This window comes from Bradyrhizobium sp. HKCCYLRH1030 (genome assembly GCF_051168395.1).
Lineage (GTDB): Bacteria > Pseudomonadota > Alphaproteobacteria > Rhizobiales > Xanthobacteraceae > Bradyrhizobium.
This window is the reverse complement of the sequence record NZ_JBNPUY010000002.1, coordinates 482,043-505,053: the sequence shown is the minus strand read 5'-3', so window position 1 is coordinate 505,053 and position 23,011 is coordinate 482,043. Positions and strand designations below refer to the sequence as shown.

Annotated in this window: 22 protein-coding genes; 2 read left to right on the top strand and 20 right to left on the bottom strand. The window is 66.3% G+C overall.

All coding sequences use genetic code 11. The annotated features are described in order from the left end of the window. Positions 1 to 57 precede the first annotated feature (57 nt). The 3 genes from ACQR1E_RS07650 to rimP form a co-directional block, all read right to left on the bottom strand. Complete coding sequence (locus ACQR1E_RS07650) at positions 58 to 771, bottom strand: RNA-binding protein (protein WP_315751781.1); 714 nt, start codon at positions 769 to 771, stop codon at positions 58 to 60. 80 nt (positions 772 to 851) lie between these two features. Then, entirely contained in the window at positions 852 to 2,474 is a 1,623-nt protein-coding gene (gene nusA, locus ACQR1E_RS07645; protein ID WP_315716926.1) for a transcription termination factor NusA, read from the bottom strand. A 13-nt stretch (positions 2,475 to 2,487) separates the two neighbouring features. Then, positions 2,488 to 3,255 (bottom strand): ribosome maturation factor RimP, encoded by a 768-nt coding sequence (gene rimP, locus ACQR1E_RS07640; protein WP_315716927.1) that lies wholly within the window; start codon positions 3,253 to 3,255, stop codon positions 2,488 to 2,490. A gap of 424 nt (positions 3,256 to 3,679) precedes the next feature. Between rimP and ACQR1E_RS07635 the strand changes: the two genes are divergently transcribed. Next, positions 3,680 to 4,756 carry a DUF2336 domain-containing protein gene (locus ACQR1E_RS07635; protein ID WP_434896869.1) on the top strand — a complete coding sequence of 359 codons (1,077 nt, stop codon included), beginning with the start codon at positions 3,680 to 3,682 and terminating at the stop codon, positions 4,754 to 4,756. 21 nt (positions 4,757 to 4,777) lie between these two features. Here the strand turns inward: ACQR1E_RS07635 and ACQR1E_RS07630 are convergent, their stop codons facing one another. The 16 genes from ACQR1E_RS07630 to murJ all read right to left on the bottom strand — a co-directional run bounded on the left by ACQR1E_RS07630 (position 4,778) and on the right by murJ (position 20,441). Further along, a complete protein-coding gene (locus ACQR1E_RS07630; RefSeq protein WP_434896868.1) occupies positions 4,778 to 5,512 on the bottom strand; it encodes a tRNA (guanine(46)-N(7))-methyltransferase TrmB in 735 nt (244 codons plus the stop codon). After that, complete coding sequence (locus ACQR1E_RS07625) at positions 5,509 to 6,639, bottom strand: M20 family metallopeptidase (protein ID WP_315716930.1); 1,131 nt, start codon at positions 6,637 to 6,639, stop codon at positions 5,509 to 5,511. The genes ACQR1E_RS07630 and ACQR1E_RS07625 overlap by 4 nt, the downstream gene beginning before the upstream one ends. Before the next feature lie 318 nt (positions 6,640 to 6,957). After that, complete coding sequence (locus ACQR1E_RS07620; protein WP_006615449.1) at positions 6,958 to 7,374, bottom strand: helix-turn-helix domain-containing protein; 417 nt, start codon at positions 7,372 to 7,374, stop codon at positions 6,958 to 6,960. A 232-nt stretch (positions 7,375 to 7,606) separates the two neighbouring features. Next, positions 7,607 to 9,217 carry an apolipoprotein N-acyltransferase gene (gene lnt, locus ACQR1E_RS07615; protein ID WP_315751784.1) on the bottom strand — a complete coding sequence of 537 codons (1,611 nt, stop codon included), beginning with the start codon at positions 9,215 to 9,217 and terminating at the stop codon, positions 7,607 to 7,609. Then, positions 9,214 to 10,383, bottom strand: a complete 1,170-nt coding sequence (locus ACQR1E_RS07610; RefSeq protein ID WP_315716932.1) for a hemolysin family protein — start codon at positions 10,381 to 10,383, stop codon at positions 9,214 to 9,216. Before ACQR1E_RS07610 ends, lnt begins: the two co-directional genes overlap by 4 nt. A 2-nt stretch (positions 10,384 to 10,385) precedes the next feature. Beyond that, positions 10,386 to 10,895, bottom strand: coding sequence for an rRNA maturation RNase YbeY (ybeY, locus tag ACQR1E_RS07605; RefSeq protein WP_316170042.1), 510 nt, complete (start codon positions 10,893 to 10,895; stop codon positions 10,386 to 10,388). Between the two features lie 63 nt (positions 10,896 to 10,958). Then, a complete protein-coding gene (locus ACQR1E_RS07600) occupies positions 10,959 to 11,936 on the bottom strand; it encodes a PhoH family protein (RefSeq protein ID WP_315716934.1) in 978 nt (325 codons plus the stop codon). 64 nt (positions 11,937 to 12,000) lie between these two features. Further along, the gene (gene miaB / locus ACQR1E_RS07595) at positions 12,001 to 13,398 is read right to left on the bottom strand and encodes a tRNA (N6-isopentenyl adenosine(37)-C2)-methylthiotransferase MiaB (protein ID WP_315751787.1); all 1,398 of its coding nucleotides are present in this window, start codon (positions 13,396 to 13,398) and stop codon (positions 12,001 to 12,003) included. Between the two features lie 56 nt (positions 13,399 to 13,454). Continuing rightward, entirely contained in the window at positions 13,455 to 14,174 is a 720-nt protein-coding gene (locus tag ACQR1E_RS07590) for an HAD family hydrolase (RefSeq protein WP_315716936.1), read from the bottom strand. Next, a complete protein-coding gene (locus tag ACQR1E_RS07585) occupies positions 14,167 to 14,619 on the bottom strand; it encodes a Fur family transcriptional regulator (RefSeq protein WP_315716937.1) in 453 nt (150 codons plus the stop codon). Before ACQR1E_RS07585 ends, ACQR1E_RS07590 begins: the two co-directional genes overlap by 8 nt. 43 nt (positions 14,620 to 14,662) lie before the next feature. Beyond that, positions 14,663 to 15,145 (bottom strand): ribosomal protein S18-alanine N-acetyltransferase, encoded by a 483-nt coding sequence (gene rimI / locus ACQR1E_RS07580; protein ID WP_316166350.1) that lies wholly within the window; start codon positions 15,143 to 15,145, stop codon positions 14,663 to 14,665. Continuing rightward, positions 15,142 to 15,843 (bottom strand): tRNA (adenosine(37)-N6)-threonylcarbamoyltransferase complex dimerization subunit type 1 TsaB, encoded by a 702-nt coding sequence (tsaB, locus tag ACQR1E_RS07575; RefSeq protein ID WP_315716939.1) that lies wholly within the window; start codon positions 15,841 to 15,843, stop codon positions 15,142 to 15,144. Before tsaB ends, rimI begins: the two co-directional genes overlap by 4 nt. A 574-nt stretch (positions 15,844 to 16,417) precedes the next feature. Continuing rightward, the gene (locus tag ACQR1E_RS07570; RefSeq protein WP_434896867.1) at positions 16,418 to 16,987 is read right to left on the bottom strand and encodes a NifU family protein; all 570 of its coding nucleotides are present in this window, start codon (positions 16,985 to 16,987) and stop codon (positions 16,418 to 16,420) included. A 108-nt stretch (positions 16,988 to 17,095) separates the two neighbouring features. After that, on the bottom strand, positions 17,096 to 17,590 hold the full coding sequence (locus tag ACQR1E_RS07565; RefSeq protein WP_315716941.1) for a universal stress protein: 495 nt from the start codon (positions 17,588 to 17,590) through the stop codon (positions 17,096 to 17,098). A 190-nt stretch (positions 17,591 to 17,780) separates the two neighbouring features. Next, the gene (trpS, locus tag ACQR1E_RS07560; protein ID WP_015663202.1) at positions 17,781 to 18,833 is read right to left on the bottom strand and encodes a tryptophan--tRNA ligase; all 1,053 of its coding nucleotides are present in this window, start codon (positions 18,831 to 18,833) and stop codon (positions 17,781 to 17,783) included. 48 nt (positions 18,834 to 18,881) lie between these two features. Continuing rightward, positions 18,882 to 20,441 carry a murein biosynthesis integral membrane protein MurJ gene (gene murJ, locus ACQR1E_RS07555; protein ID WP_434896866.1) on the bottom strand — a complete coding sequence of 520 codons (1,560 nt, stop codon included), beginning with the start codon at positions 20,439 to 20,441 and terminating at the stop codon, positions 18,882 to 18,884. Positions 20,442 to 20,511: 70 nt separating this feature from the next. On the opposite strand from murJ, the gene ACQR1E_RS07550 reads away from it, so the two are divergent. Beyond that, positions 20,512 to 21,513: an adenosine kinase gene (locus tag ACQR1E_RS07550; RefSeq protein WP_315751792.1), complete on the top strand. Its 1,002-nt coding sequence runs from the start codon at positions 20,512 to 20,514 to the stop codon at positions 21,511 to 21,513. Positions 21,514 to 21,723: 210 nt separating this feature from the next. Here the strand turns inward: ACQR1E_RS07550 and ACQR1E_RS07545 are convergent, their stop codons facing one another. After that, a complete protein-coding gene (locus tag ACQR1E_RS07545) occupies positions 21,724 to 22,917 on the bottom strand; it encodes a serine hydrolase domain-containing protein (protein ID WP_315716945.1) in 1,194 nt (397 codons plus the stop codon). Positions 22,918 to 23,011 lie beyond the last annotated feature (94 nt).

The window sequence follows — 23,011 nt, the reverse complement described above, 5'->3', positions numbered from 1 at the left end:
CGCACCGTCTCATTCGTGCAATCGTCGCGATGTCTTCGTAGCTATGGCTTCAAAGTGCTATGTCTTCGAAGTCGAAGCAGATTTCGTGGCCGCGGTTCCGGCAATCTTGTCAGCGTCGGCCGACCGGTATCGGACCAGTGTCTGGCTGCGCGACAGGAATGTCCTGCTCGCCGGGCCTGCGAGCACGGCAGCATGTATCACATTTGAGCGCCCAAGTGCCAAATCCAATTCTGCCGAAGTGAGACAGCAGATGATCGGAATTGTCGGGGCTTGGTCCTGACCCCCGTCGTTCGGCCGCACCAGCGCGTCGAGCTTGCGGATCCCGTCGGCTGCGCCGTCCGCGGCATGGACGAGGGCTGCCAATGTCGACCGTGATGGCCGCTGCGACAGCGCCGCTTCCACCTTGGAGAAACCGGAGACGACCTGACCGGCCTTGGCGGCAATCCCCAGCGCTTCGATCGCGCTGCGGGCCAGCAAGGCTTCCAGGTCTTCGGCAAGGGTTGGCGGGACGCGGACGTTGGTCTTGAAGCCCCGGCTGAAATGGTGACGCCGCACCGCCTCCGCAACCGCCTGGCGCGAGGCGGTGATCCACAAGCCCCGTCCGGGCAGCTTGCGCTTGATGTCGGGCACGACCTCGCCCGACGGGCCGACGACGAAGCGGATCAGCTCGCCGATCGGCCGCACTTCGCGGCTGACCGCGCACATGCGCATGGTCGCGGACTTCTCGGTCCGCGGTCCATTGTCGAGCTCGGGGTCGGCCAAAGCGAGCATGCGGTGATGCGGCTCCTCATCTCACGCGAGCTGGGTCAGGGTGGGGGTCATCGTGGTGTCCATGGGGCGAGCCAAGCGGGTCAGGCGGGCTGTCCTTCGGTCGTTTCGTCCTCATTCTCGGGTTCGGCTTCGGCCTTGGCGAGGTCAGCCTCACTGACCCAGCCGGCCTTGACGCGGGCCTGCATGACCATGGCCTCGGCATCGTCGCGGGAGATATCGAGACCGTCGAGAATGCCGGGGAATTTGGTGGCTTCGCCACCCTCCTTGCGCTCGGTCCAGCCGACCAGATCGTCGGTCGCGCAGCCCGCGAGGTCCTCGACCGTCTTGATGTCGTTCTCGCCGAACTTGACCAGCATCTTGGTGGTGACGCCGGGCACGTCCTTCACCGCGTCCTCGACGCCGAGCTCCTTGCGCCTGGCCTCTAGCTCGGCTTCCTGCTGCTCGAGGAATTCGCGGGCGCGGGTCTGCAGCTCGGTCGCGGTCTCCTCGTCGAAGCCCTCGATGCCGGCGAGATCCTTGAGGTCGACCAAGGCGAGCTCCTCGACCGAGGTGAAGCCTTCGGACGCCAGCAGCTGGCCGACGACCTCGTCGACGTTCAGCGATTCCATGAACACGCGGGTGGAATTCTCGAAGTCGGCCTGGCGGCGCTCGGATTCCTCCTGCTCGGTCAGGATGTCGATGTCCCAGCCGGTCAGCTGCGAGGCGAGGCGGACGTTCTGGCCGCGGCGGCCGATCGCCAGCGAGAGCTGGTTGTTGGTGTCGGGCACCACGACCTCGATGCGCTCGCGGTCCTCGTCGATGACGACCTTGGCGACCTCGGCCGGCGCCAGCGCGTTGACCACGAAGGTCGCGATGTCGGGCGACCACGGAATGATGTCGATCTTCTCGCCCTGCAGCTCGTTCACCACCGCCTGCACGCGCGAGCCGCGCATGCCGACGCAGGCGCCGACGGGGTCGACCGAGGAGTCGCGGGAGACCACGCCGATCTTGGCGCGCGAGCCGGGGTCGCGAGCGACCGCCTTGATCTCGACGATGCCGTCATAGATCTCCGGCACCTCCTGCGCGAACAGCTTGGCCATGAACTGCGGATGCGTGCGCGACAGGAAGATCTGCGGGCCGCGGGTCTCGCGGCGGACGTCGAAGACGTAGGCGCGGACGCGGTCGCCGTTGCGGAACACCTCGCGCGGCAGCATCTCGTCGCGGCGGATGATCGCCTCGCCGCGCCCGAGGTCGAGGATCACGCTGCCATATTCGACGCGCTTGACGACGCCATTGACGATATCGCCGATGCGGTCCTTGAACTCCTGGTACTGCCGGTCGCGCTCGGCCTCGCGCACCTTCTGCACGATGACCTGCTTGGCCGACTGCGCGGCGATGCGGCCATATTCCAGCGGGGGCAGGGTGTCGGCGATGGTGTCGCCGATCTGCGCGCCCGGGTTGGCGCGGCGCGCGTCATCCAGCGAGATCTGGTTGGAGGGGTTCTCGACCTTCTCGACCACCAGCATGTGGCGCGACAGCCGCAGCTCACCCTTCTTCGGATCGATCTCGGCATGAACGTCGGTCTCGCTGCCGTAGCGGGCGCGGGCGGCCTTGGCGATCGCGTCTTCCATCGCGGCGATCACGATGCCGCGGTCGATCGACTTCTCGCGCGCGACGGCGTCGGCGATCTGCAGCAGTTCCAACCGGTTGGCGCTGACGGCCATGGCTCAGTCTCCTCTAATCAGGATCGATCTCGCCTCTGCGCGCGCGATCGGCGGCGAGGCGATGTTTCTTGGTATTGGTCGGCAGCGGCTTCTTGGCCGGCTTGTCGTCTTTTGCTTTCGGCTTCGGCTTGGGCTTCGCCTGGGCCGCCGGCTTGGCGTGCGGCGCCAGCGGTGGGACGATTCCAAGCTCGCGCTTCTTCTCGCGCTCGGCCGCCTTGCCGCGGCGCATGGATTCGGCGATCAGCTCGTCGGTCAGCACCATCTTGGCGTCGCCGATGTCGGCCATCGGCAGCACGACATCCGGCTCCTGGTCCTTGGCCACGTCATCGCGGGTGATGCGTACGCCGTCGCCTTCGACGCCGGCGATGATGCCCCGGAAGCGTTTGCGGTTCTGATGTGCCACCGCCATCTCGATCTTGACGAGATGACCGATGTGACGTTCGAAATCGGAGCGGCGGACCAGCGGCCGGTCGATGCCCGGCGAGGAGATCTCGAGCCGATAGGCACGGTCGATCGGATCGGCGATGTCCAGCACCGGCGACAGCGCCCGCGACACCGCCTCGCAATCCTCGATCTGCATCGTGCCGTCGGGACGCTCGGCCATCACCTGGACCGTGCAACCACCTTCGCCCGAAATGCGGATCCGCACCAGGCGGTACCCCATTCCCTGCAGCACGGGGTCGGCCACCGCCGCCACGCGCGCCGCGACGCCCGGCTCGACGACGAGGCGGGGCTCGGTCAGGAGGTCGGTGTCAGCGGTTGCGAACGTAGGTTCCGTCATCGAGGCGTCGATCGCGTGTCTTGCTTGGTTGGGCCGTCGGGCCTGTTCGATCGCGCTCACCGGACCGATCCCGCCCGTGGCGGAGCGATCCAGGTAACAAAAAAGAGCGGGTCCGGAAGGGCCCACCCTCACTACGCGATCGTATATGAGATGATGTTTGATGGCGCTCATATAGCCGCTTTGCCGCCTGACGGCAAGGGTCGTGTCGCCTCAAACGGCGCCTGGAACTGGGAATTTGCTCCGCGCCCGGACTGCGGATCGGATCGTTTTCCCTGACCGGGAACGGTCGAATGCCGCAGGGTCTAACCCTTCATTCACCAAGATCGCTTAAAAATGAGCTGAGTTCGTGCTTTTCGCCCCCGTCGTCGTGCCGCACGGAGTGGAGCGCACGGAAACGTGTCGTGTTGCGTATCGAGTAGACGTCATGACCCCGGCAACCGCGCTGATCCCCGGCCTTGGCGGGATCGTCAGGCAGGGCAATGCTGAACGCGGCCTCGAGGCCACGCGCCGCATCGCCGACCTGTTCTTCGAGGATGCGACGAAGCTGCGTCCCGAGCATATCAATCTGTTCGACGGTCTCCTGATCGATCTGGTCCCGTTCGCGGATCTGCCGACGCGGATCGATCTGGCGGAGCGGTTGTCGCGGCTCCTCAAGGCGCCCCGTGCCGTCGTCAGCCGGCTGGCGCGCGACGACGAGGTTGCGGTGGCGGGTCCGCTGTTGCGCCGTTCGCTCGTGCTCGACGATCCCGTGCTCATCGCTATTGCGCGCGACAAGAGCCAGGGTCATTTGCTCGCGATGGCAGAGCGGACGCGCCTATCGGCCGATACGACCGATGTGCTGGTGCGCCGAGGTGATCGCGACGTGGTGCGGCGGGCCGCTGCCAATGACGGCGCAGCGTTTTCCCCGCGCGGCTATGCCGCGCTGATCCACCGCGCGAGTTCAGACGGCGTGCTGACGCTCACGGTCGGCCGGCGCGCAGATGTTTCCGACGATCATCTGAAACAACTGCTGGCCGGCTCGCTCGATGTCATCAGGCGGCGGCTGTTCGATGTCGTGCCGCCGGACAAGCAGGCGAGGATCAGGCAGGCTCTCGCCGAACTCGCCGATGCGGCGCGTACAGCGCATAGCACGCGCGATTTCGTGCCGGCGCAGCGGACCATCCTGTCGCTGTATGAAGCCGGTGCCTTGGACCAGTCGGCGTTGTTCGGCTTCGCATCCGAGCACAAATACGAGGAGGTCATCGCGGCGCTCGCCGCAATGACGGGATTGAAGATCGCGACGCTCGACCGGCTCATGTCGGGCGATCGTCACGATCCGCTGCTGATCCTGGGGCGCATGATCGGGCTCGATTGGCGCACCGTGCACGCGCTGATCCTGCTGCGCCTCGGACCGAAACGCGTGCCGGCGCAGCGCGATATCGATGCGATCAGGGTCAACTACGCGCGCCTGCTGCCATCGACCGCCGAACGCGTCGTCGCGTTCTGGAAGACACGACACTGAGTGACCTCGCCGGCGCAGCGGTCAGCGCCGGCTGAAGATCAGATAGTTGGCGACGCGGCCTTCGCGCGTCGCCTTCCGCCCGTAGCGCGTCATGGTGTAGCCCGGCCAGGGCAGACGCCAGTCGTCGGCGCGCTCGGCCGTCCAGGCGAACTCCGGCGAACGCAGCAGATGCCACAGCGTCCAGGCGCAATAGTCGTCGATGTCGCTGACGAAGCGGAACTCGCCGCCGGGCTTCAGGACGCGCGCCATCGCTGCGATCGTCGCATCCTGCACGAAACGCCGCTTCCAGTGCCGCCGCTTCGGCCAGGGATCGGGATGGATCAGGTCGATCCGCTGCAGCGACTGCGGCGGCAGCCAGGCCAACAGCTCGGCGGCGTCGCCCGCCACCAGCCTGATATTGCCGATGTTGTCGGCCTCGATGGCCGACAGGATCTTGGCCATGCCGTTGACATAGGGCTCGCAGCCGATGAAGCCGGTGGTCGGAAACGCCTTCGCTTCGGCGGCAAGATGCTCGCCGCCGCCAAACCCGATCTCCAGCCGCAGCGCGTCGACCGGCGGATGGTACAGCGTGGGCAGCACGGCTTCCGCGGGCGCGGCGAGATCGAGCGCGAGGTGCGGCAGCAGGTTGTCGACCAGGCCGGCCTGATGCGCCCGCAGCTTGTGGCCCTTGCGCCGGCCGAAGAACGAGCCCTGGCCGTGCAGGGCCTCGGTGCCGGTGTGATCGTCGTCGACGGGCATGTTGATCGCGGGGCTCATCGCAGGGTTTGATAGAGACGGTAGAGCAGCCTTGTCCGCGGCTCGATCGAGGAGATGTACATCTGCTCGTAATGCGTATGCGCGCCCTTGCCATCGACGCCGAGCCCATCGAGCGTCGCCGTGAACGGTGCGGTGAAATTGCCGTCCGAACCGCCCCCGGTATAGGTGTCGACCAGCTCGAAGCCGATCTCGTCGGCCAGGGATTTCGCATGCTCGAACAGGGCGGCGCCGGCGTTGCCCTTGACGTAAGGCGGCCGGTTCACCTCGCCGCTCACTTCGACCGTGACGCCATCGCTGCGCGAGGTCAGCCCCAGGATCTTGGGCAGGATTTCTTCGGCATCGGCAGGCGTCGGCAGCCGTGCATCGACCTCGGCATAAGCTTCCTCAGCGATCACGTTGGGACGGGTGCCGCCGCGCACGACGCCGACATTCACGGTGATGCCGCGGGCGGGGTCGTTGAGCGCTTCGAGCGCATGGATGACGTTGGCGAGTTCGCGGATCGCACTGCGTCCATCCTGTGGACGCGCGCCAGCGTGCGCGGGCACGCCGCGGATTGCCACGTCGAACCGCGCCACGCCCTTGCGTCCGGTCACGATCTTGCCGCCGTCGCGCGCCGGCTCGGTGACGAGGACGTATTTGGCCTTGCGGCCTTCCTCCTCGATCAGCGCGCGCGAGGTCGGGCTGCCGATCTCTTCATCCGAGACGAACAAATGAGTAATGCCGAGGGGCGATTTTTGACCCTCTGCGCAGAGCTGACGAAAGGCGTGAAAGGCGAGATAGGCGCCGCCCTTCATGTCGTAGATCCCGGGACCGTACGCAACGTCGCCGTCGACTGCGAACGGCAGCCGCGCGATGAACCCGATCGGATGTACCGTGTCGAGATGGCTCAGGACCAGGATGCCCGGCTCGTCCTGTCCCCACGACGACCGTGCGACGAGGTGGTCGCCGCAGCCGTCGCGTCCGGCGATCCGTTCGATCGTGGCATCGAGCCCGCGATAGCCATCCGCGACAAGGGAAGCCAGCTTGTTGACCTGATCAGGCGCCTCGGTCGGGGTCTCGATCTCGACCCATTGGCGGATGCCTTCGAGAATTGTGCGACTATCGAACGGGCTGCTGCTGGCGGTCATGAGCTTTGTAAATCGTTCTCGATGGTTACGAAGTGGTAGCAGGCGGCGGACTGGCGCGTCGCAGGGCGGGTTGGCGGCTGGGACACCGGAGTTCCAGGCCACATGTGCATAAAAAGATTTAGAGCGCGATAGCCTTTCCCGAAGGGGAGCCATCGCGCTCTATTGGTCGTGATCCAACCTGTCTATCGGCTCATTCGTCTGGCGGAACGCAGCGTGCCCAGCGCGTCGTCCGCAAACGTGCCCCGCTGATGGCCCCCCGAGGGCGCTGACATTCCTATGAGAGTGATCACGATAGGAATGTCAGCGCCGGCGCATCAGCTAGCCTTCTTCCGGAGCTTCACGATCAGCGATCTGCTCGACCAGGTCGACGATGCTGCGACGAAGCTTCGAATCGTGGATCCGCGTGAATGCGCGGGTCAACGCCAGTCCTTCGGAGGTTGCCAGGAAATCAGACACATAGGCGGGCGAAGCGCCTTCGCCGAAAGCTTCACCGTTGGTCCCGCCACTCGGGACCCCTTCGAACAGGAAGGAGACCGGGACCTGCAGAACCTCCGAGATCTGCTGAATCCGGCTGGCGCCGACTCGATTGGTGCCTTTTTCGTACTTCTGTATCTGCTGGAACGTGAGTCCGAGAGCCTCGCCAAGTTTTTCCTGGCTCATGCCCAACATGATACGGCGCATCCGCACCCGGCTGCCGACATGCTTGTCAACAGGGTTGGGCGCTTTCGTCGACATCTCTCAACTCCTTAGAATGGGCCTCGGAACGAGGCGGTCGCAGTATGCCTCAGGCGCTCACACCGTCAATTTATGTTCGCATGTCGTACTAACGAAGACGGCCGAGCAACGAACTGGACGGCTCATGCTGCCGCGCGAGAATGCGAATTGCAGCAGCTATCTGTCAACACTTGGGGTTTTGCTTGTCAAAAAAAATCTTACGGACCCGGAAAGAATCGAGATCTTGCTGTCGTCAGGGAAGCTTTTGAGCAACACGTCTGCGAACGACGGTGCTCAGGGCGATCACTAACAGGATCGCAACCGGAATGTCGCCGAGCCTTGCATAGGCTGTCGGCTGCAACGCAACAGGCAGCGCGGAATCCAGCACGCCCTCTGCGCCGAGAGGCAATTGCTTAACGATACGGCCGACGGGATCGATCACTGCGGAGATGCCGGTGTTCGCAGATCGAACTAATGGAAGTCCTTGCTCGATCGCGCGCCACTGCGCTTGCTGCAGATGCTGATGAGGCCCAGTCGAAATGCCGAACCAGCCATCGTTCGTCAAGTTGACGATCCAGCCCGGTCGTTCTTCGGTCGGCACGCTGTCACTCGGAAAGATCGCCTCGTAGCAGATCAAGGGAAGAACACGCGGAGCGTGTGGCACGTCCAGGTTGCGTCGCGCCGTGCCGGGGATGAAGCCGCCCTGCACCCGCGTGAGTTGCTCGAGCCCGATCCGCTCCAGCAGATTCTGGAACGGCAGGAACTCGCCGAACGGGACCAGATGGAGCTTGTCGTAGACCGACAGCACGGTGCCGTCGTGATCGATCACGTAGATCGAATTGTAGGCCCGGGTGATGGGGGTGTTGCGAGGCGCGTCGGGGGCGCGGACCGAACCGGTGATCAGCACCGTGCCCGGCGACAGCAGGTCGGCGATCTGGCCCATCGCGTCCGCCTCGCGGGTCAGGAAGAACGGGAACGCCGATTCCGGCCAGATCAGGACGTTGGTGTCCCGGACGCCGGTGGCGTTCGGGCCCGAGGCGCGGTCCGACAGCGCCAGATAGCGGCGCATGACATCGGCCTTGGCGCCATAGTTGAACTTCACGTCCTGCTGCAGGTTCGGCTGCATGATCCGCAGCTTGAGGTCGGCGACGAAGGCCGTCGGATGCAGGCCGAGCCGGATGGCGCCGAACACGCCCATCATCACGAGCAGGGCGGCGGCCGCGGCCGGCGCCCGCCAGCGCTCACGCCATGTCTTGCCGTCGATCAGCACCGCGGGGCTGGCAAAGATCGCGATCGCCAGGAACGTCATGCCCCAGATCCCGATCAGCGAGGCCGTCTGCGCCAGCGCGAGCGGCTGCGACAGGGCATAGCCGAACGTGTCCCAGGGGAAGCCGGTGAGCGCGTGGCCGCGCAGCCATTCGCTCGCGGTCAGGCAGACGGCGAGCGCCAGGATGCGGGTTGCATCACGCGTCCAGATCAACCGGGCCAAGGCGAAGCCTAGGGCCGGAAACAGCGCGAGATAGGCCGGCAGGCCCAGCACGGCGAACGGCATCAGCCAGGCGAAGGTGTCGGCATCGACCAGGAACGCGTTGCCGATCCAGTAAAGGCCGGGGACGAAATAGCCCATGCCGAAGCAGAAGCCGGTGAAGGCGGCAGCCGGGATGCCGCGCCGCCGTCCCGCCGCGGCGCCATCGATCAGCCAGACCAGAACCGGGAAGGTGATCGCAAGCACCGGCCAGGCGTTGAACGGGGCCATCGCGAGCGAGGAGAGCGCGCCGGCGGCGAGCGCGATCGCCGCACGCTTCCAGCCCCAGGCCAGGACAACGCCAATGGCGAGGCCGCGAATCGTCGATGGGCGGATCACTGTGAGCTGGCTCCATCGCCCCGTGGCGGGCTGCTATCGTCGTGGACCGGCGCAGGGCCGGCCTCTGTCGGCGGCGGCTCGGCCGGGACGTCCGTGTCCGCCGGGGTCACTTCCGGCGCAACGTCTCGACGCCGGCTTTCGCGCTGCGGGCGGGGCGTCGGGCGTTCCTTGCGCGGCGCGATGCGCAGGCGCTTGACCCGGCGCGGATCGGCATCGAGCACCTCGACCTCGAAATTGCCGGGGCCGGAGATCAGCTCGCCGCGCACCGGCAGCCGGCCGACATGGTTGACGAGATAGCCGCCGAGCGTCTCCACCCCTTCGCCCGCCTCTCCCGTCACGAACTCCTCGCCGATCACCCGGCGTACGTCGTCGAGGCTGGCGCGGGCGTCCGCGATGAAGGCGTTGTCGGCCTGCCGCACGATCGCCGGCGGCTCGTCGCTGTCGTGCTCGTCGTCGATCTCGCCGACGATCTGCTCGACGATGTCCTCGATGGAGACCAGCCCGTCGGTGCCGCCATATTCGTCGACGACCAGCGCCAGGTGGATGCGCGAGGCCTGCATTTGCGCCAGCAGGTCGATCGCGCGCATCGACGGCGGCACGTAGAGCAGCTTGCGGATGATATTGGCCTCGAACAGCGGCATCGACAGATCGACGGCCTTGAGATCGAGGCCGGCGGGCAGCGGCTTCTTGCGCCGCGCCTTCACCTCGTCGGAGACCCGGGCCTGCGCCGTGGTGAAGGCAAGCAGGTCGCGGATGTGCACCATGCCTTCGGGGTCGTCGAGCGTGTCGTTGTAGACGACGAGGCGCGAATGCGATGCGCTCTCGAACAGGCTCATCAGTTCGCCGAGCGTGATGTCGCGCCGGACGGCGACGATGTCGGCACGATGCACCATCACGTCGGCGATGCGCCGCTCGTGCAAATCGAGGATGTTGCGCAGGAGCGTGCGCTCGACCGCGGAGAAGCCGATGTCATCGGGCGTCGAGGCATCGAGCACGACCTGCAGGTCGTCGCGAACCGAGCCGCCGCCTTTCCAGCCGAACAGGTTGCGCAGCGCGCGAAACAGCCAGTTCTCGCCCGGCGAGCGGCCGAGCTCGGCCGGCGGCACCACGGCCGGCAGATTGCGCGTCTGGCGCGGATTGTCATGGATGGGCTCGGAATCGGCCATGGTCAGTTCATCCGTTCCCGATCGGCATAGGGATCGGGGATGCCGAGATGGGCCAGGATCTCGGTCTCCAGCGCCTCCATCTCCTCGGCCTCGTCATCGGTCTCGTGATCGTAGCCGATCAGATGCAGGAAGCCGTGCACGGTGAGATGGCTGAGATGATGCTCGAACGGCTTCTGTTCGTCGTCGGCCTCGCGCCGCATCGTCTCATAGGCGATGGCGATGTCGCCGAGCATGCGCGGGGCATCATCCTCGCCGCGCGGTCCGGTCGGCTGCAGCGCCGGAAACGACAGCACGTTGGTGGGCTTGTCGATGCCGCGCCAATTGCTGTTCAGGGTGCGGATGCCCTGGTCGTCCGTCAGCATGACGGCGATCTCGGCGTCGCCGACATCGGCATCGACCGTCTCGGCCGCGGCGAGAATGGCGCGTTGTATGACGTCCTCGGCGTCAGGCTGGTCCTGCCAGCAATCGGCTGCGACGATCACCTCGGTCGTTGGAATGGGACTTTGTGGCATCCTGGTCGATATCTGTGCGGATGGCGCTGGAACGACGCGACCATCGGCGTGCTTGCTCTCGCGTCAGCGGGCTTTCGGCCCCTCATAGGCGGCGACGATGCGCGCCACCAATTCGTGGCGGATGACATCCTCGCCGGTGAACCGGACCTGTGCGATCCCCTCGACACCGTCGAGCAGGCGCGCGGCTTCGGCGAGTCCGGAGGTCTGGCCGTTCGGCAGATCGACCTGCGAGGGATCGCCGGTGATGATCATGCGGCTGTTCTCGCCGAGACGCGTGAGGAACATCTTCATCTGCATCGATGTGGTGTTCTGCGCCTCGTCGAGGATGATCGCGGCGTTGGTCAAGGTGCGCCCGCGCATGAAGGCGAGCGGCGCGATCTCGATCTCGCCGGCCTGCAGCGCGCGCTCGACGATGCGCGCGTCCATCAGATCGTACAGCGCGTCGTAGATCGGGCGCAGATAGGGATCGACCTTCTCACGGAGGTCGCCAGGCAGGAAGCCGAGCCGCTCGCCGGCTTCGACCGCCGGGCGTGAGAGGATGATGCGGTCGACTTCCTTCCGCTCGAAGAGCTGCGCGGCATGCGCGACCGCAAGCCAGGTCTTGCCGGTGCCGGCCGGGCCGATGCCGAACACGAGCTCGTGCCGCTTCAGCGCGCGGATGTAGGAATCCTGCGCGGCGGTGCGGGCGCGCACCGGGCGCTTGCGCAGGTTGATGCTCTCGAACGCGTTCTTGGCGTTCTTGGCGTCGAACTCGAACAGCGAGCCCTGCGCCACCACGGCGCGGATCGCGCCCTCGACGTCGCCCTGCGCCAGATCGTGGCCCTTCACGGCCTGCGCATAGAGCGATTCGAGCACGCGCCGCGCGGCATCGCAGCCGTCGCGTGTTCCGCCGATGGTGATGTGGTTGCCGCGGGAATCGACGACGACGCCGAGCCGTCGTTCGACCAGGGCCAGATTCTGGCCGTAAGGCCCAACCAGGGCGGAGGCGGCACGGTTGTCGTCGAAATCGATGACGACCTGGGTCTCGGGGGGCATGGACATGTCGCGGTCGTACTTGCGGCTGGGAGCGAGGGAAGACGGATCCGATGCGCTCTTGGGCAAGTGCTCAGCCTCCGATGGACACGAGGGGCGTGGGGGAGATCACTGCCGGCGCGGCCGTGACGAGCTCGCCGAGCAGGCTGTAGCGTTCGAGACTGTCGATCCGCACCGGCAGAACCTGGCCGATGATGTCGTCGGACGCCATGACGTGGGCCGGTTGCAGATACGCGGTCCGTCCGACCAGTTGCCCGGGCTTGCGCGCTGGCCGCTCGAACAACACGTCGACGACCTGGCCGATCGCGGCCTTGTTGAAGGCTGCTTGCTGGCTGTCGATCAAGCTCTGGAGGCGCTCCAATCGCTCGTCCATCTCGGTCGCTGACACCATCTCCGGCATGTCCGCTGCCGGAGTTCCCGGGCGCGGCGAATACTTGAACGAATACGCCGCAGCGTAGCCGATTTGGTCGATCAGGGCGAGGGTGGCGCGAAAATCTTCCTCGGTCTCGCCCGGGAACCCGACGATGAAATCCGAAGAGAATGCAATGTCGTGACGGGCGGCGCGAAAACGGTCGACGACTTTGCGATAGTCAGTCGCCGTGTGTTTGCGGTTCATGGCGTTCAGGATGCGGTCAGATCCCGACTGAACCGGCAGATGCACGAACGGCATCACCGCTTCGAGATCGCGATGCGCCGCGATCAGGCTGTCGTCGACGTCGTTGGGATGGCTGGTCGAGTAGCGGATCCGCGCCACGCCCGGAATCTCGGCGATCCCATGGAGCAGCCGCCCCAGCGTCCAGGGCCGGCCGTCAGGGCCTTCGCCGTGATAGGCGTTGACGTTCTGGCCGATCAGGGTGATCTCGCGAACGCCATTGTCGACGAGCTGCGTCACGTCGTCGACGATGCGTGTCACCGCACGCGACATCTCGCTGCCGCGCGTATACGGCACCACGCAGAAGGTGCAGAACTTGTCGCAGCCTTCCTGCACGGTCACGAAGGCCGAGACGCCGCGGGCGCGGATCGCCTCGCGGCTGGGCTTCGCCAGGAAGCCGAACTTGTCCTGGGCCGGGAATTCGGTCTCGATCGCCCGCTCGCCGCGGCGGGCCTGGGCCAGGAGCTGCGGCAGATGGTGGTAGCTCTGCGGGCCGACCACGACGTCGACGGTGGGGGCGCGGGCGATGATCTCCTCGCCTTCCGCTTGCGCCACGCAGCCGGCCACGGCGATCTGCATCGTCCGGCCGGCCCGCGCGGCGTCCTCCTTCGCGACCCGCAGCCGCCCGAGCTCCGAATAGACCTTCTCGGAGGCCTTTTCGCGGATGTGGCAGGTGTTGAGGATCACGAGATCGGCGTCGCCGGCCTCGGCGGTCTCGACGAAGCCCTCAGGCCCCAGCGTGTCCACCATGCGCTGGGCATCGTAGACATTCATCTGGCAGCCATAGGACTTGATGTGCAGCTTGCGCGGCGGCGTCATGAACCCTTGCATGCAGTCGGAGGCGCGCCCAATTCGGCGCCGCGCTCAGATATAGGCTAGGGGGCCGAAAATCCAGCGATCGCGGGCTTTTTCTCGGCCAGCCGGCTCAGAATCGCCGGCAACTGCCGCATGTCGTCGAAAACCACGGTGGCGCCGGCCGCTCGCAGGTCGTCGGCGTGCCCGGGCCGGCAGTGGCTGCCGCCGTGAAACCCGAGCACTGTCATGCCGGCCGCGACACCGCCCCGGATACCGGCCGTGCTGTCCTCGACCACCACGCAGGCCGCGGGACGCGCCTTCATCTGCGCTGCCGCGAACAGGAACAGATCGGGCGCGGGCTTGCCGTTCTCGACTTGGGAGGATGAGAAGATGTGCGGGGCGAGGCGATCGTAGAGCCGGGTGGCGCCAAGGCTGACGCGCATGCGCTGGTGCGAGCCGGAGGAGGCGACGCACACCGGCACGTCGATGGTGTCGAGCGCCTCCGCGATCCCGTCGATGGCCGCGAGGTCCTGCTCGAAGGCGCGGAACAGGCGATCCTGCAGTTTCGGGTTGAAATCGTCGGGCAGGGAACGACCGAGCTCGGCCTCGACCTCGAGCTTCGCCTGTTTCAGGGAGCGGCCCAGGAACCGCGCGAACACCTGCTCGGTCGTGATCGGATAGCCGCACAGGCTGAGCACGTCGGCGTGCGTCTGACAGGAGATCACCTCGCTGTCGACCAGCACGCCATCGCAATCGAAAATGACGAGATCGAGGTTCGAAGCCGGCGCCGCGTCAGCCATTCGTCTCTTCGTCGAGCGGCACGCAATACAGCTCCAGCCGGTGATCGACCAGCTTGTAGCCGAGCTTGCGGGCGATCTCGGCCTGCAGCTTCTCGATCTCCTCGGAGGTGAACTCGATCACCTTGCCGTCGCGCAGATTGATCAGATGATCATGATGGCTGTCGCGCATCTGCTCGTAGCGGGCGCGGCCCTCGCGGAAATCATGGCGTTCGATGATGCCGGCATCCTCGAACAGCTTCACGGTGCGATAGACCGTGGAGATCGAGATCTTGTCGTCGACGGCGACGCAGCGCCGGTACAACTCCTCGACGTCGGGATGGTCGCAGGCTTCCGCGAGCACGCGGGCAATGACCCGGCGCTGCTCGGTCATGCGCATGCCGGTGGCGGCACAGCGGGCCTCGATTCCGGTGGAATTGAGCGCTGGCGTGGTTTTCAAGGAGGTCATCGTGTCTCGCCTCAAGGATGCGCTTTCTGCCACCAAGCGCAGGTTACGACAAGTCCCGGCGCATCAGAAGCGCATTCAACTGTTCCCCGCCGGGCTGAAGGTAATAGCGTTCCCGACGGCCCACGGTCGCAAATCCGGCGCGTTCATAGAGTCGGCGGGCCGGCTGGTTGTTTTCCTCCACTTCGAGAAAGACCGTCCGGACCCCGCGCCCCGCGAGGTGCCCGAGATGCTGCAGCAACAGATCACGAGAAAATCCGCGGCCGCGCTGATTTGGGTCAAGTGCAACTGACAATATTTCCGCTTCGTCCGCGCCGATTCGCGAGACGATGAAGCCGATGAGCTTCCGCCCGAGCCGCAGCCGATGGATCATGGTGTTGCGCTCGGCCAGCATCGCCTCGAACTCGCCTTCGCCCCAGCCGCGGTGAAACGAGGCGGCGTGGATCTGGGCGAGCCTGGCGGCGTCGCGCGGCGCGGCCGCTTCGATCAACGGTTTGGGGCTGCCGAGCCAGCGGAAGAACATGTTCATGACGAGACGGCCGTCTGCGCCGGTTGACGCGCCGCACCGGCGGGCGGCTTGACGTCGGGCGCGCGCAGATAGAACGGCCGCGCCGGCGCGTGCGCCGGGTCGGCGGCCGCGCCGAGCCAGGCGACCCAGCCGATGTCGGGCCCGTCTTGCGAGTCGACCGCAACTGGCGCGGCTGCGTCCTTGGGCCACCGCTCGGCCAGCAGCGCCGCGGCGTTGCCGACGAGGTGCGGGGCGCCGAGCCGCGCGGCCGCCAGGACGTCGTCTGTCGCAGCGACCTGGGGCGCGACCAGTTCCTCGCCGCTGCCGCTCACGACTTGGTAGTAGACATGGTCGTGCCGGGCATCGATCGCCGAGATCACCGGGTTGGCGCGGTCCTCGCTGACGATCGGCGCCGCGTAGGCCGACAGCGTGGTCACGCCGACGACCGGCTTGTGCGCCGCCAAGGCAATGCCGCGCGCGGCGGAGAGGCCGACGCGCAGCCCGGTGAAACTACCAGGACCCGTCGTCACCGCGATGCGGTCGAGCTCGTGGAAGCCGACGCCCGACTGGCGCATCACGCGCGCGATCAGCGGCATCAGCGCCTCGGCGTGGCCGCGCTTCATCGGCAGCGTTTCCTCGGCGCGCATCGCGGCCGAATCAGTGTCCAGAACGGCAGCCGCGCAATGGTCGAGGGCAGTATCGATGGCGAGGATCAACATCCGGTCAGATTCACATTGAAAGGAGCGCCGAATACCTTTTTGGGGCTTTGATAAAGTCGGTTGCCGCTTTCTTACATCCTGATCGGGAAAAACGCATCACGGCGCACGACCGCAAACTACTGAATTGGCGCTCATTCAAGCAAATCTTTCCGGGCTGTTGGATTGATCGTCCGGTTCGACGTTCAGGCCGCCGCGCCATCCCGGTGGCAAAGGCGATGCCGGCGCGATGGGGCCGGGTCGAGGCGATCAATCGCTCGCAAGCCGGTGCTCGGGTTCGGCACCGATGGCATGGGGGTCGCCGCCTCATCCGGACCAGCCTCAAACGCCCAATTCCGCTCGGTCAAGTTCGAGCGCAGTGGGGGGCGACGAACAGGTCCGGCGAAAGTACCGATTGGCGCAAGTCTGGGCGGCGCCGGCGAAGCCGGTCGGCGCGCCGAGCGCGGTGACGAGCGAGATACCGTCGAGCATGCGGTGGGGGCGGCCGTGGCCGCCACCCTCGGCAGCGCAGCGTGAGCAGAGGCAAATGATGATTAGCGCGCAGATCTGTTCGCCAACCCCATTCGCCATTGCCTTCCTACATCGGCCGGACTTCAACCACCTCGGGCACGAAGTGCTTCAGCAGGTTCTGGATGCCGTGCTGCAGGGTCGCGGTCGACGACGGGCAGCCCGAGCAGGCGCCCTTCATGTTGAGATAGACGATGCCGTCCTTGAAGCCGCGGAAAGTGATGTCGCCGCCGTCATTGGCTACGGCCGGGCGGACGCGGCTCTCGATCAGGTCCTTGATCATGCCGACCGTCTCGGTGTCGGCCTCGTCGTAGAACTCGTCGTCCTCGTCGGCGGATTCATCATTGGCGGCGCTGCCGTCGGCGAGCAGCGGCGCGCCCGACATGTAGTGCTCCATGATCGCGCCGAGGATCGCCGGCTTGAGGTGCTGCCACTCACCGTCGCTCTTGGTGACGGTGATGAAATCGGCGCCGTAGAACACGGCGCTGACGCCGTCGACGGCGAACAGGCGCTCGGCCAGCGGGGAGCGCGCGGCGGCGTCGCGGCTGCCGAACTCCATCGTGCCCGCGGGCAGCACGACGCGGCCCGGGATGAACTTCAAGGTGGCGGGATTGGGGGTGGCTTCGGTCTGGATGAACATGGTTTTCTCCGGCAGCGCCGGTTCAAGGCCGGCCTGTGGTGTCCTCATAGCAGATGGCGCGAACGCGCGCACGATCAAGGGGGCATGGCCGGCGTTTCCGATCTAAGCCTATGATAGAGCGTCGAGATCGGCGTCACCGAGATCGCCCGGCACGATCACCAGCGGGATCGGGAAGGCACCGCTCGTCTTGGTGACATGGGTGACCAGCGGGCCGGGGCCCTCGGGGCCGGAATGGGCGGCGAGCACCAGCAGCGCGATGTCGCTGTCGTGCTCGATCGTCTCCAGGATCTGCGCCGTCGGCTCACCCTCGCGGATCACCCGTTCCGGCGCGGTCACGCCGATCGCCGACAGCAGCGCCGCGGCCTGGTCGAGCTCGGCATGCGCCTGCTCCTGCGCCTCGGCCCGCATCAGATCGGCGACCCCCAGCCATTGCTGGTTCTGGTCCTCCGTTTCGATGACGTGCAGCATGACGATACGGCCGCCGGAACGGACCGCCCAGCGGCCGGCATAGCGGACCGCGCGGTCCCACTCCTCGCTGTCGTCGACCACGACCAGGCATTTCGGCGCATGGCCGGTCTGGTAGCTCTGCCGCTGCGCCGCCATCGCGTTCCCGCCTGCTGCTGCGAGTCGATCCGGCCGCGATGCTGCCACAGCCCATCTCCGTTGGGGAGAGGGCTGCGGGTTCCATCGCGCCCGCAACGACAGCGGTGGTGCGGCTTCTAGTAGCGAGGATGTCGCTTCGCTCATCCTGGCTACGGCCGCAAGGCCGACTCCGGAGCGCGCGCCGTGCTGCTTAGGGCTTGCGGATGAAGCCGACGATGTCCTTGGCCGTCTTCATGGTCTCCGCGGCGATGGCCTGGGCGCGGTCGGCGCCGTCGACCAGCACGGACTCGACGTAGCCGGGATCGGCGGTCAGGCGCTTCATCTCCGCGGCGATCGGCCCGAGCTTGGTGACGCACAGCTCGACCAGCGCGTTCTTGAAGCTGGAGAACTGGCCGCCGCCGAAATCCCTGAGCACATCGGCCTTGCTGCGGTCCGACAGCGCCGCGTAGATGCCGACGAGGTTGTCGGCCTCGGGACGCGCGTCCAGCCCCTTTTCCTCGGTCGGCAGCGGCTCCGGATCGGTCTTGGCCTTGCGGACCTTCTGCGCGATCGTATCGGCATCGTCGGTCAGGTTGATGCGCGAATAGTCCGAGGCATCGGACTTCGACATCTTCTTGGTACCATCGCGCAGCGACATCACGCGCGTCGCGGGACCGGTGATGAAGGGTTCCGGAAGCGGGAAGAACAGGCCGTCGCCGAAGCCGTGGCTGCGGATCGAGTCGCCGTAGTCATTGTTGAACTTCTGCGCGATGTCGCGCGAGAGCTCGAGATGCTGCTTCTGGTCCTCGCCGACCGGAACATGGGTGGCGCGGTACAGCAGGATGTCGGCGGCCATCAGCACCGGATAGTCGTACAGACCGACCGATGCGTTCTCACGGTCCTTGCCGGCCTTCTCCTTGAACTGCGTCATGCGGTTCAGCCAGCCGATGCGCGCGACGCAGTTGAAGATCCAGGCGAGCTCGGCGTGCCCTGAGACCTGGCTCTGGTTGAACACGATGTGCTTCTTCGGATCGATGCCGGCGGCGATGAAGGCGGCGGTGACCTCGCGGGTGTTGCGCGCGAGTTCGGCGGGGCCGCCCCAGACATCGATCGGCATCGTGATCGCGTGCATGTCGACGACGCAATAGATGCAGTTATGCGTCTCCTGCATCTTCACGAAGTTGACGATCGCGCCGAGATAGTTGCCGAGATGCAGGTTGCCGGTCGGCTGGACGCCCGAGAAAACCCGTTCCACGAAGGCCATGGTCACTGTTCCGGATGAATGGATTTGGGGTCGTTTGGCACGTGCGCCTCAAAGGTGCAAGTCGCCGGCGGGCTTTTGCCGGATCGCCCGGACGGTTTCGCGCCAGCTTACGGCGCCCAGGGACAACAGAAGCACGCCGTAGAGGATGATGGCGCCGCTGATCAGGGCGGCGAGCAGGGCGGCCGCGCCGAGATGGCTGCTGCTCCACGTGCCGGCGAAGCGTCCGGCGACGGTCCAGAGGACCGCGCCCATGACCATCGCAGCCAACGTGATGCGCGGCAGCCGGCGCCGCGAGGCAGGGGGAAGCGCGAAACCGAAGCGCGTGGCGCCACGCCGGATCAGGACCGCCGCATTGGCCCAGGCACCGAGCGCGAGCCCTGCCGCGATGCCACTTGCCGCAGACAATTGTGCGAGCAGGAACGCCAGCGCGATCGCGACACCGCATCCGATCAACGTCGCGCGCAGCGGCGTCCGCGTGTCCTCGCGCGCGAAGAAGGCGGGCTGCAGCGCCTTGGTCAGCACCTGCGCCGGCAACGCTGCCGCGAGCCAGGTCAGCACCTGCGCCGTCGCGGCGGCATCGTCCGAACTGAATGCGCCATGTTCGAACAGCAAACGAATGATCGGCTCGTTCAGGATCATGAGTCCGAGCGTCGCAGGCAGCGCGAGCCCGATCGTCAGCTCGAGGCCGCGCGATTGCACCTCCGCCAGAGCCTCCTCGTTGCCCTCGTGCAGCGCGCGCGTCAGCTCCGGCACCAGCACCGTGCCCATGGCAACGCCGACGAGCCCGAGCGGCAGCTCGATCAGGCGGTTGGCGAAATACAGCCACGACACCGCGGAAGGCGAGGTGGAGGCGATGACCGCGCCGCCGACCGCGAGCAATTGCGGGCCGGCGCTGGCGACCATGCCGGGCAGCGCCTTGGCGAAGAAGCCGCGCATTTCGCCATGGAAGGTGACGCGCACCGGCGAGGCGAGGGGGCCGTCGCGGCCTCGCCGCGCGAGCATCGCGAGCTGCAGCAGCCCGGCGACACCGATCGTGGCGGCGAGCAGCAGCGCGGCGCTTCCAGGGTCCGGATGTTGCATCAGCAGCACGATGGTCACGCTGATCAATGCCACGTTGAACAGCAGCGGGGCGAAGGCCGCGAGCGCAAAGCGTCGTTGCGCGCTGGACAGTGCGAGCAGCACCGTCGAGGGGCCGGCAAAGGCGAGATAGGGCAGCATCAACCTGGCATCGTTGACGGCCAGGGTGAGCGTCTCTTCACCGGCGAAGCCCGGCGCGAGCACGGTCATCACGAACGGCATCAGCAGCGCCAGCACCAAGGTGGCGGCGAGCAGGCCGGCGCTGACGGTGCCGAGCACGCGGCCGGCAAAAGCTGCCGCATGTGTCCTACCAGACTGCTGGTATATTCGCAGCCAGGCCGGCACCAGGGCTGCATTGAGCGCGCCCTCCGTCAGCAATCGCCTGACGACGTTGACGAGCTGAAACGCCGCGAGAAATGCGTCCGCGACCGGACCGGCGCCGAGCAGCGCGGCCATCAGCGCATCCCGGACGAAGCCGAGCAGGCGCGAGGCCAGTGTTCCTGACAACACAGTCACGAATGAGCGGATCATCAGGCTTCTATAGCAGCGCCGCTTGTGATAGGCCGCAGCGTTTGCAAAACGCCGTAAACGGGGCCAGTGGATGACTGACGCGAAATACGATGTTCTCGGGATCGGCAACGCGATCTTCGACGTGCTGGTGCATGCCGATGAAGCCTTTCTCACCCGGCACGGCATGACCAAGGGCAGCATGGCGCTGATCGACGAGGCCCGCGCGGCCGCGATCTATGCCGATATGGGTCCGGCCACCGAGATGTCCGGCGGTTCGGGGGCCAACACCATCGCCGGCCTCGCCAGCCTGGGCGCGCGTGCCGCTTACGTGGGCAAGGTCAAGGACGACCAGATCGGCCGGATGTACCGGCATGATATCCGCGCCGCCGGCGTCACCTTCGATACCGTGCCCGCTGCCGACGGCCCGGCGACCGGCTGCTGTTACATCCTGGTGACGCCGGACGGCGAGCGCACCATGAACACCTATCTCGGCGCCGCGCAAAATCTCACCGCCGCGGACATCGATCCCGCGCAGATTGCGGCGGCGCGCATCATCTATCTCGAAGGTTATCTGTGGGACCCGAAGGACGCCAAGGATGCGTTCGTGAAGGCGGCGGCGATCGCGCATGACGCCGGACGCGAGGTCGCGCTGACCTTGTCGGATTCGTTCTGCGTCGATCGCTATCGCGAGGAGTTTCTCGACCTGATGCGCGGCGGCACCGTCGATCTCGTCTTCGCCAACGAGGCCGAGCTGCATTCGCTGTACCAGACCTCGGATTTCGACGGCGCGCTGAAGCAGCTGCGTGAGGACGCCACGCTCGGCATCGTCACCCGCAGCGAACAAGGCTGCGTCGTGGTGTCGAATGACGGCGTGATCTCGGTGCCGGCGCATCCGATCGAGAGCCTGGTCGATACCACCGGCGCGGGCGATCTGTTCGCCGCCGGCTTCCTGTTCGGGCTGGTGCGCAAGACCGGCTATGAGATGGCCGGCCGCCTCGGCGGCCTCGCCGCCGCCGAGGTGATCCAGCACATTGGTGCAAGGCCGCAGGTGTCGCTGAAGGAATTGGCGGCTCAGAACGGACTGAAGGTGTAGGTCGAAGCTGTGGTCACGCAGCCGTTCTCTTGCGCTTCCGACACCACTCTCTGCACCGTGATATCTCTGCACCGTCATGGCCGGGATTGACCCGGCCATGCACGCTTCTTGAGTTGTCGTCGTGAAAGACGAGGATGCCCTGGCCGAGCCCGGACATGACGTCGAACTAACAACGAGTCCGCTCGGAGCGGGACCGAGCTATCAATCTGATCACGCCGCCTTCTGTCCGCCCGCGGCATCGAGCCCGGCATAGACCCCGCGTTCGAAGCCGGCAAAGGTCTCCAGGCACAGCCGGTCGGCGAACGGCAGGAGCTGCATCAGGATCACGCCGGTGACGTCGCGCGCAGGATCGATCCAGTAGTAGGTGTTGGCGAGGCCGGCCCAGGCGAGGCTGCCGGCACTGCGGCCCTCCGGGGTCTGCGCCGTCGTGATCATGAAGCTCAAGCCCCATTTCTTGACGATGTCGGGATAGAGATCGACGTCGTTGGTCACGCCGGGCACCGCCGCGGCCATCTTCGTCATCTCGAGCTCGCCGATATGGTTGTCGCGCATCGCCGCGACCGTCTCGGGCTTGAGCACCTGGTTGCCGTTGCCGCGGCCATTGTTGAGGATCATCCGGGTGAAGCGGATGTAGTCGCCGGCCGTGCCGTAGAGCCCGCCGCCGCCCATGTGGAATTCCGGCTCCTGCTCGAGCTCGAACGGGATCGGCGCCAGGCTGCCGTCCTCGCCGCGGGCATGCATGCCGACCAGACGCGCGCGCTGCGACGGGCCGAGCTTGAAGCCGGTATCGTCCATGCCGAGCGGTGCGAACAGATGGTCGCGCAAGTACGCGTCGAGCTTCTGGCCGCTGGCGGCCTCGACCGCCTTGCCGACGAAATCGATGTTGATGCCGTATTCCCAGCGCGTGCCGGGATCGGAGGCGAGCGGCAATTTGAGAGCGTCGTTCTTGCAGGTGATGATGCCGGGCGTTCCGGCCTTCTGCACATAGGTGGCCATATCGCCGTTCCACATGTCGTAGCAGAAGCCGGCGGTGTGGGTCATCAGATGGCGCAGCGTGATCGCGGTCTTCGCCGGCCGCAGGATCGGCTCGCCATTGGCGTCGAAACCGTCGAGCACCTTGGGCGCGGCGAGGTCCGGCAGCACCGTGCCGATCGGCGCATCCAGTGACAGCCGGCCCTGCTCGACCAGCTGCATCCCGGCCGCGCAGGTGATGGCCTTGGTCATCGAGGCGATCCAGAACACGCTGTCGGTGGTCATCGGGTCGTCGCGGCCGAGGTCGCGCTTGCCGAAGGCGCCTTCGTAGATGATGCCGTTGCTGTCAGCGGCGATAGCGACGACGCCGGGAATCTCTCCCGCCTCCGCCTTCTGCCGCAGCACGCCGTCGATGTCGGTCTTGTTCTGCATGGTCTCCTCCGTTCCGTTCTTGATGACGGTAGGCGATTGTTTCTCGGGCCGGCCTGGGCAGCAAGGACCGCCGGTCTTACGGCCGGTCGCGATC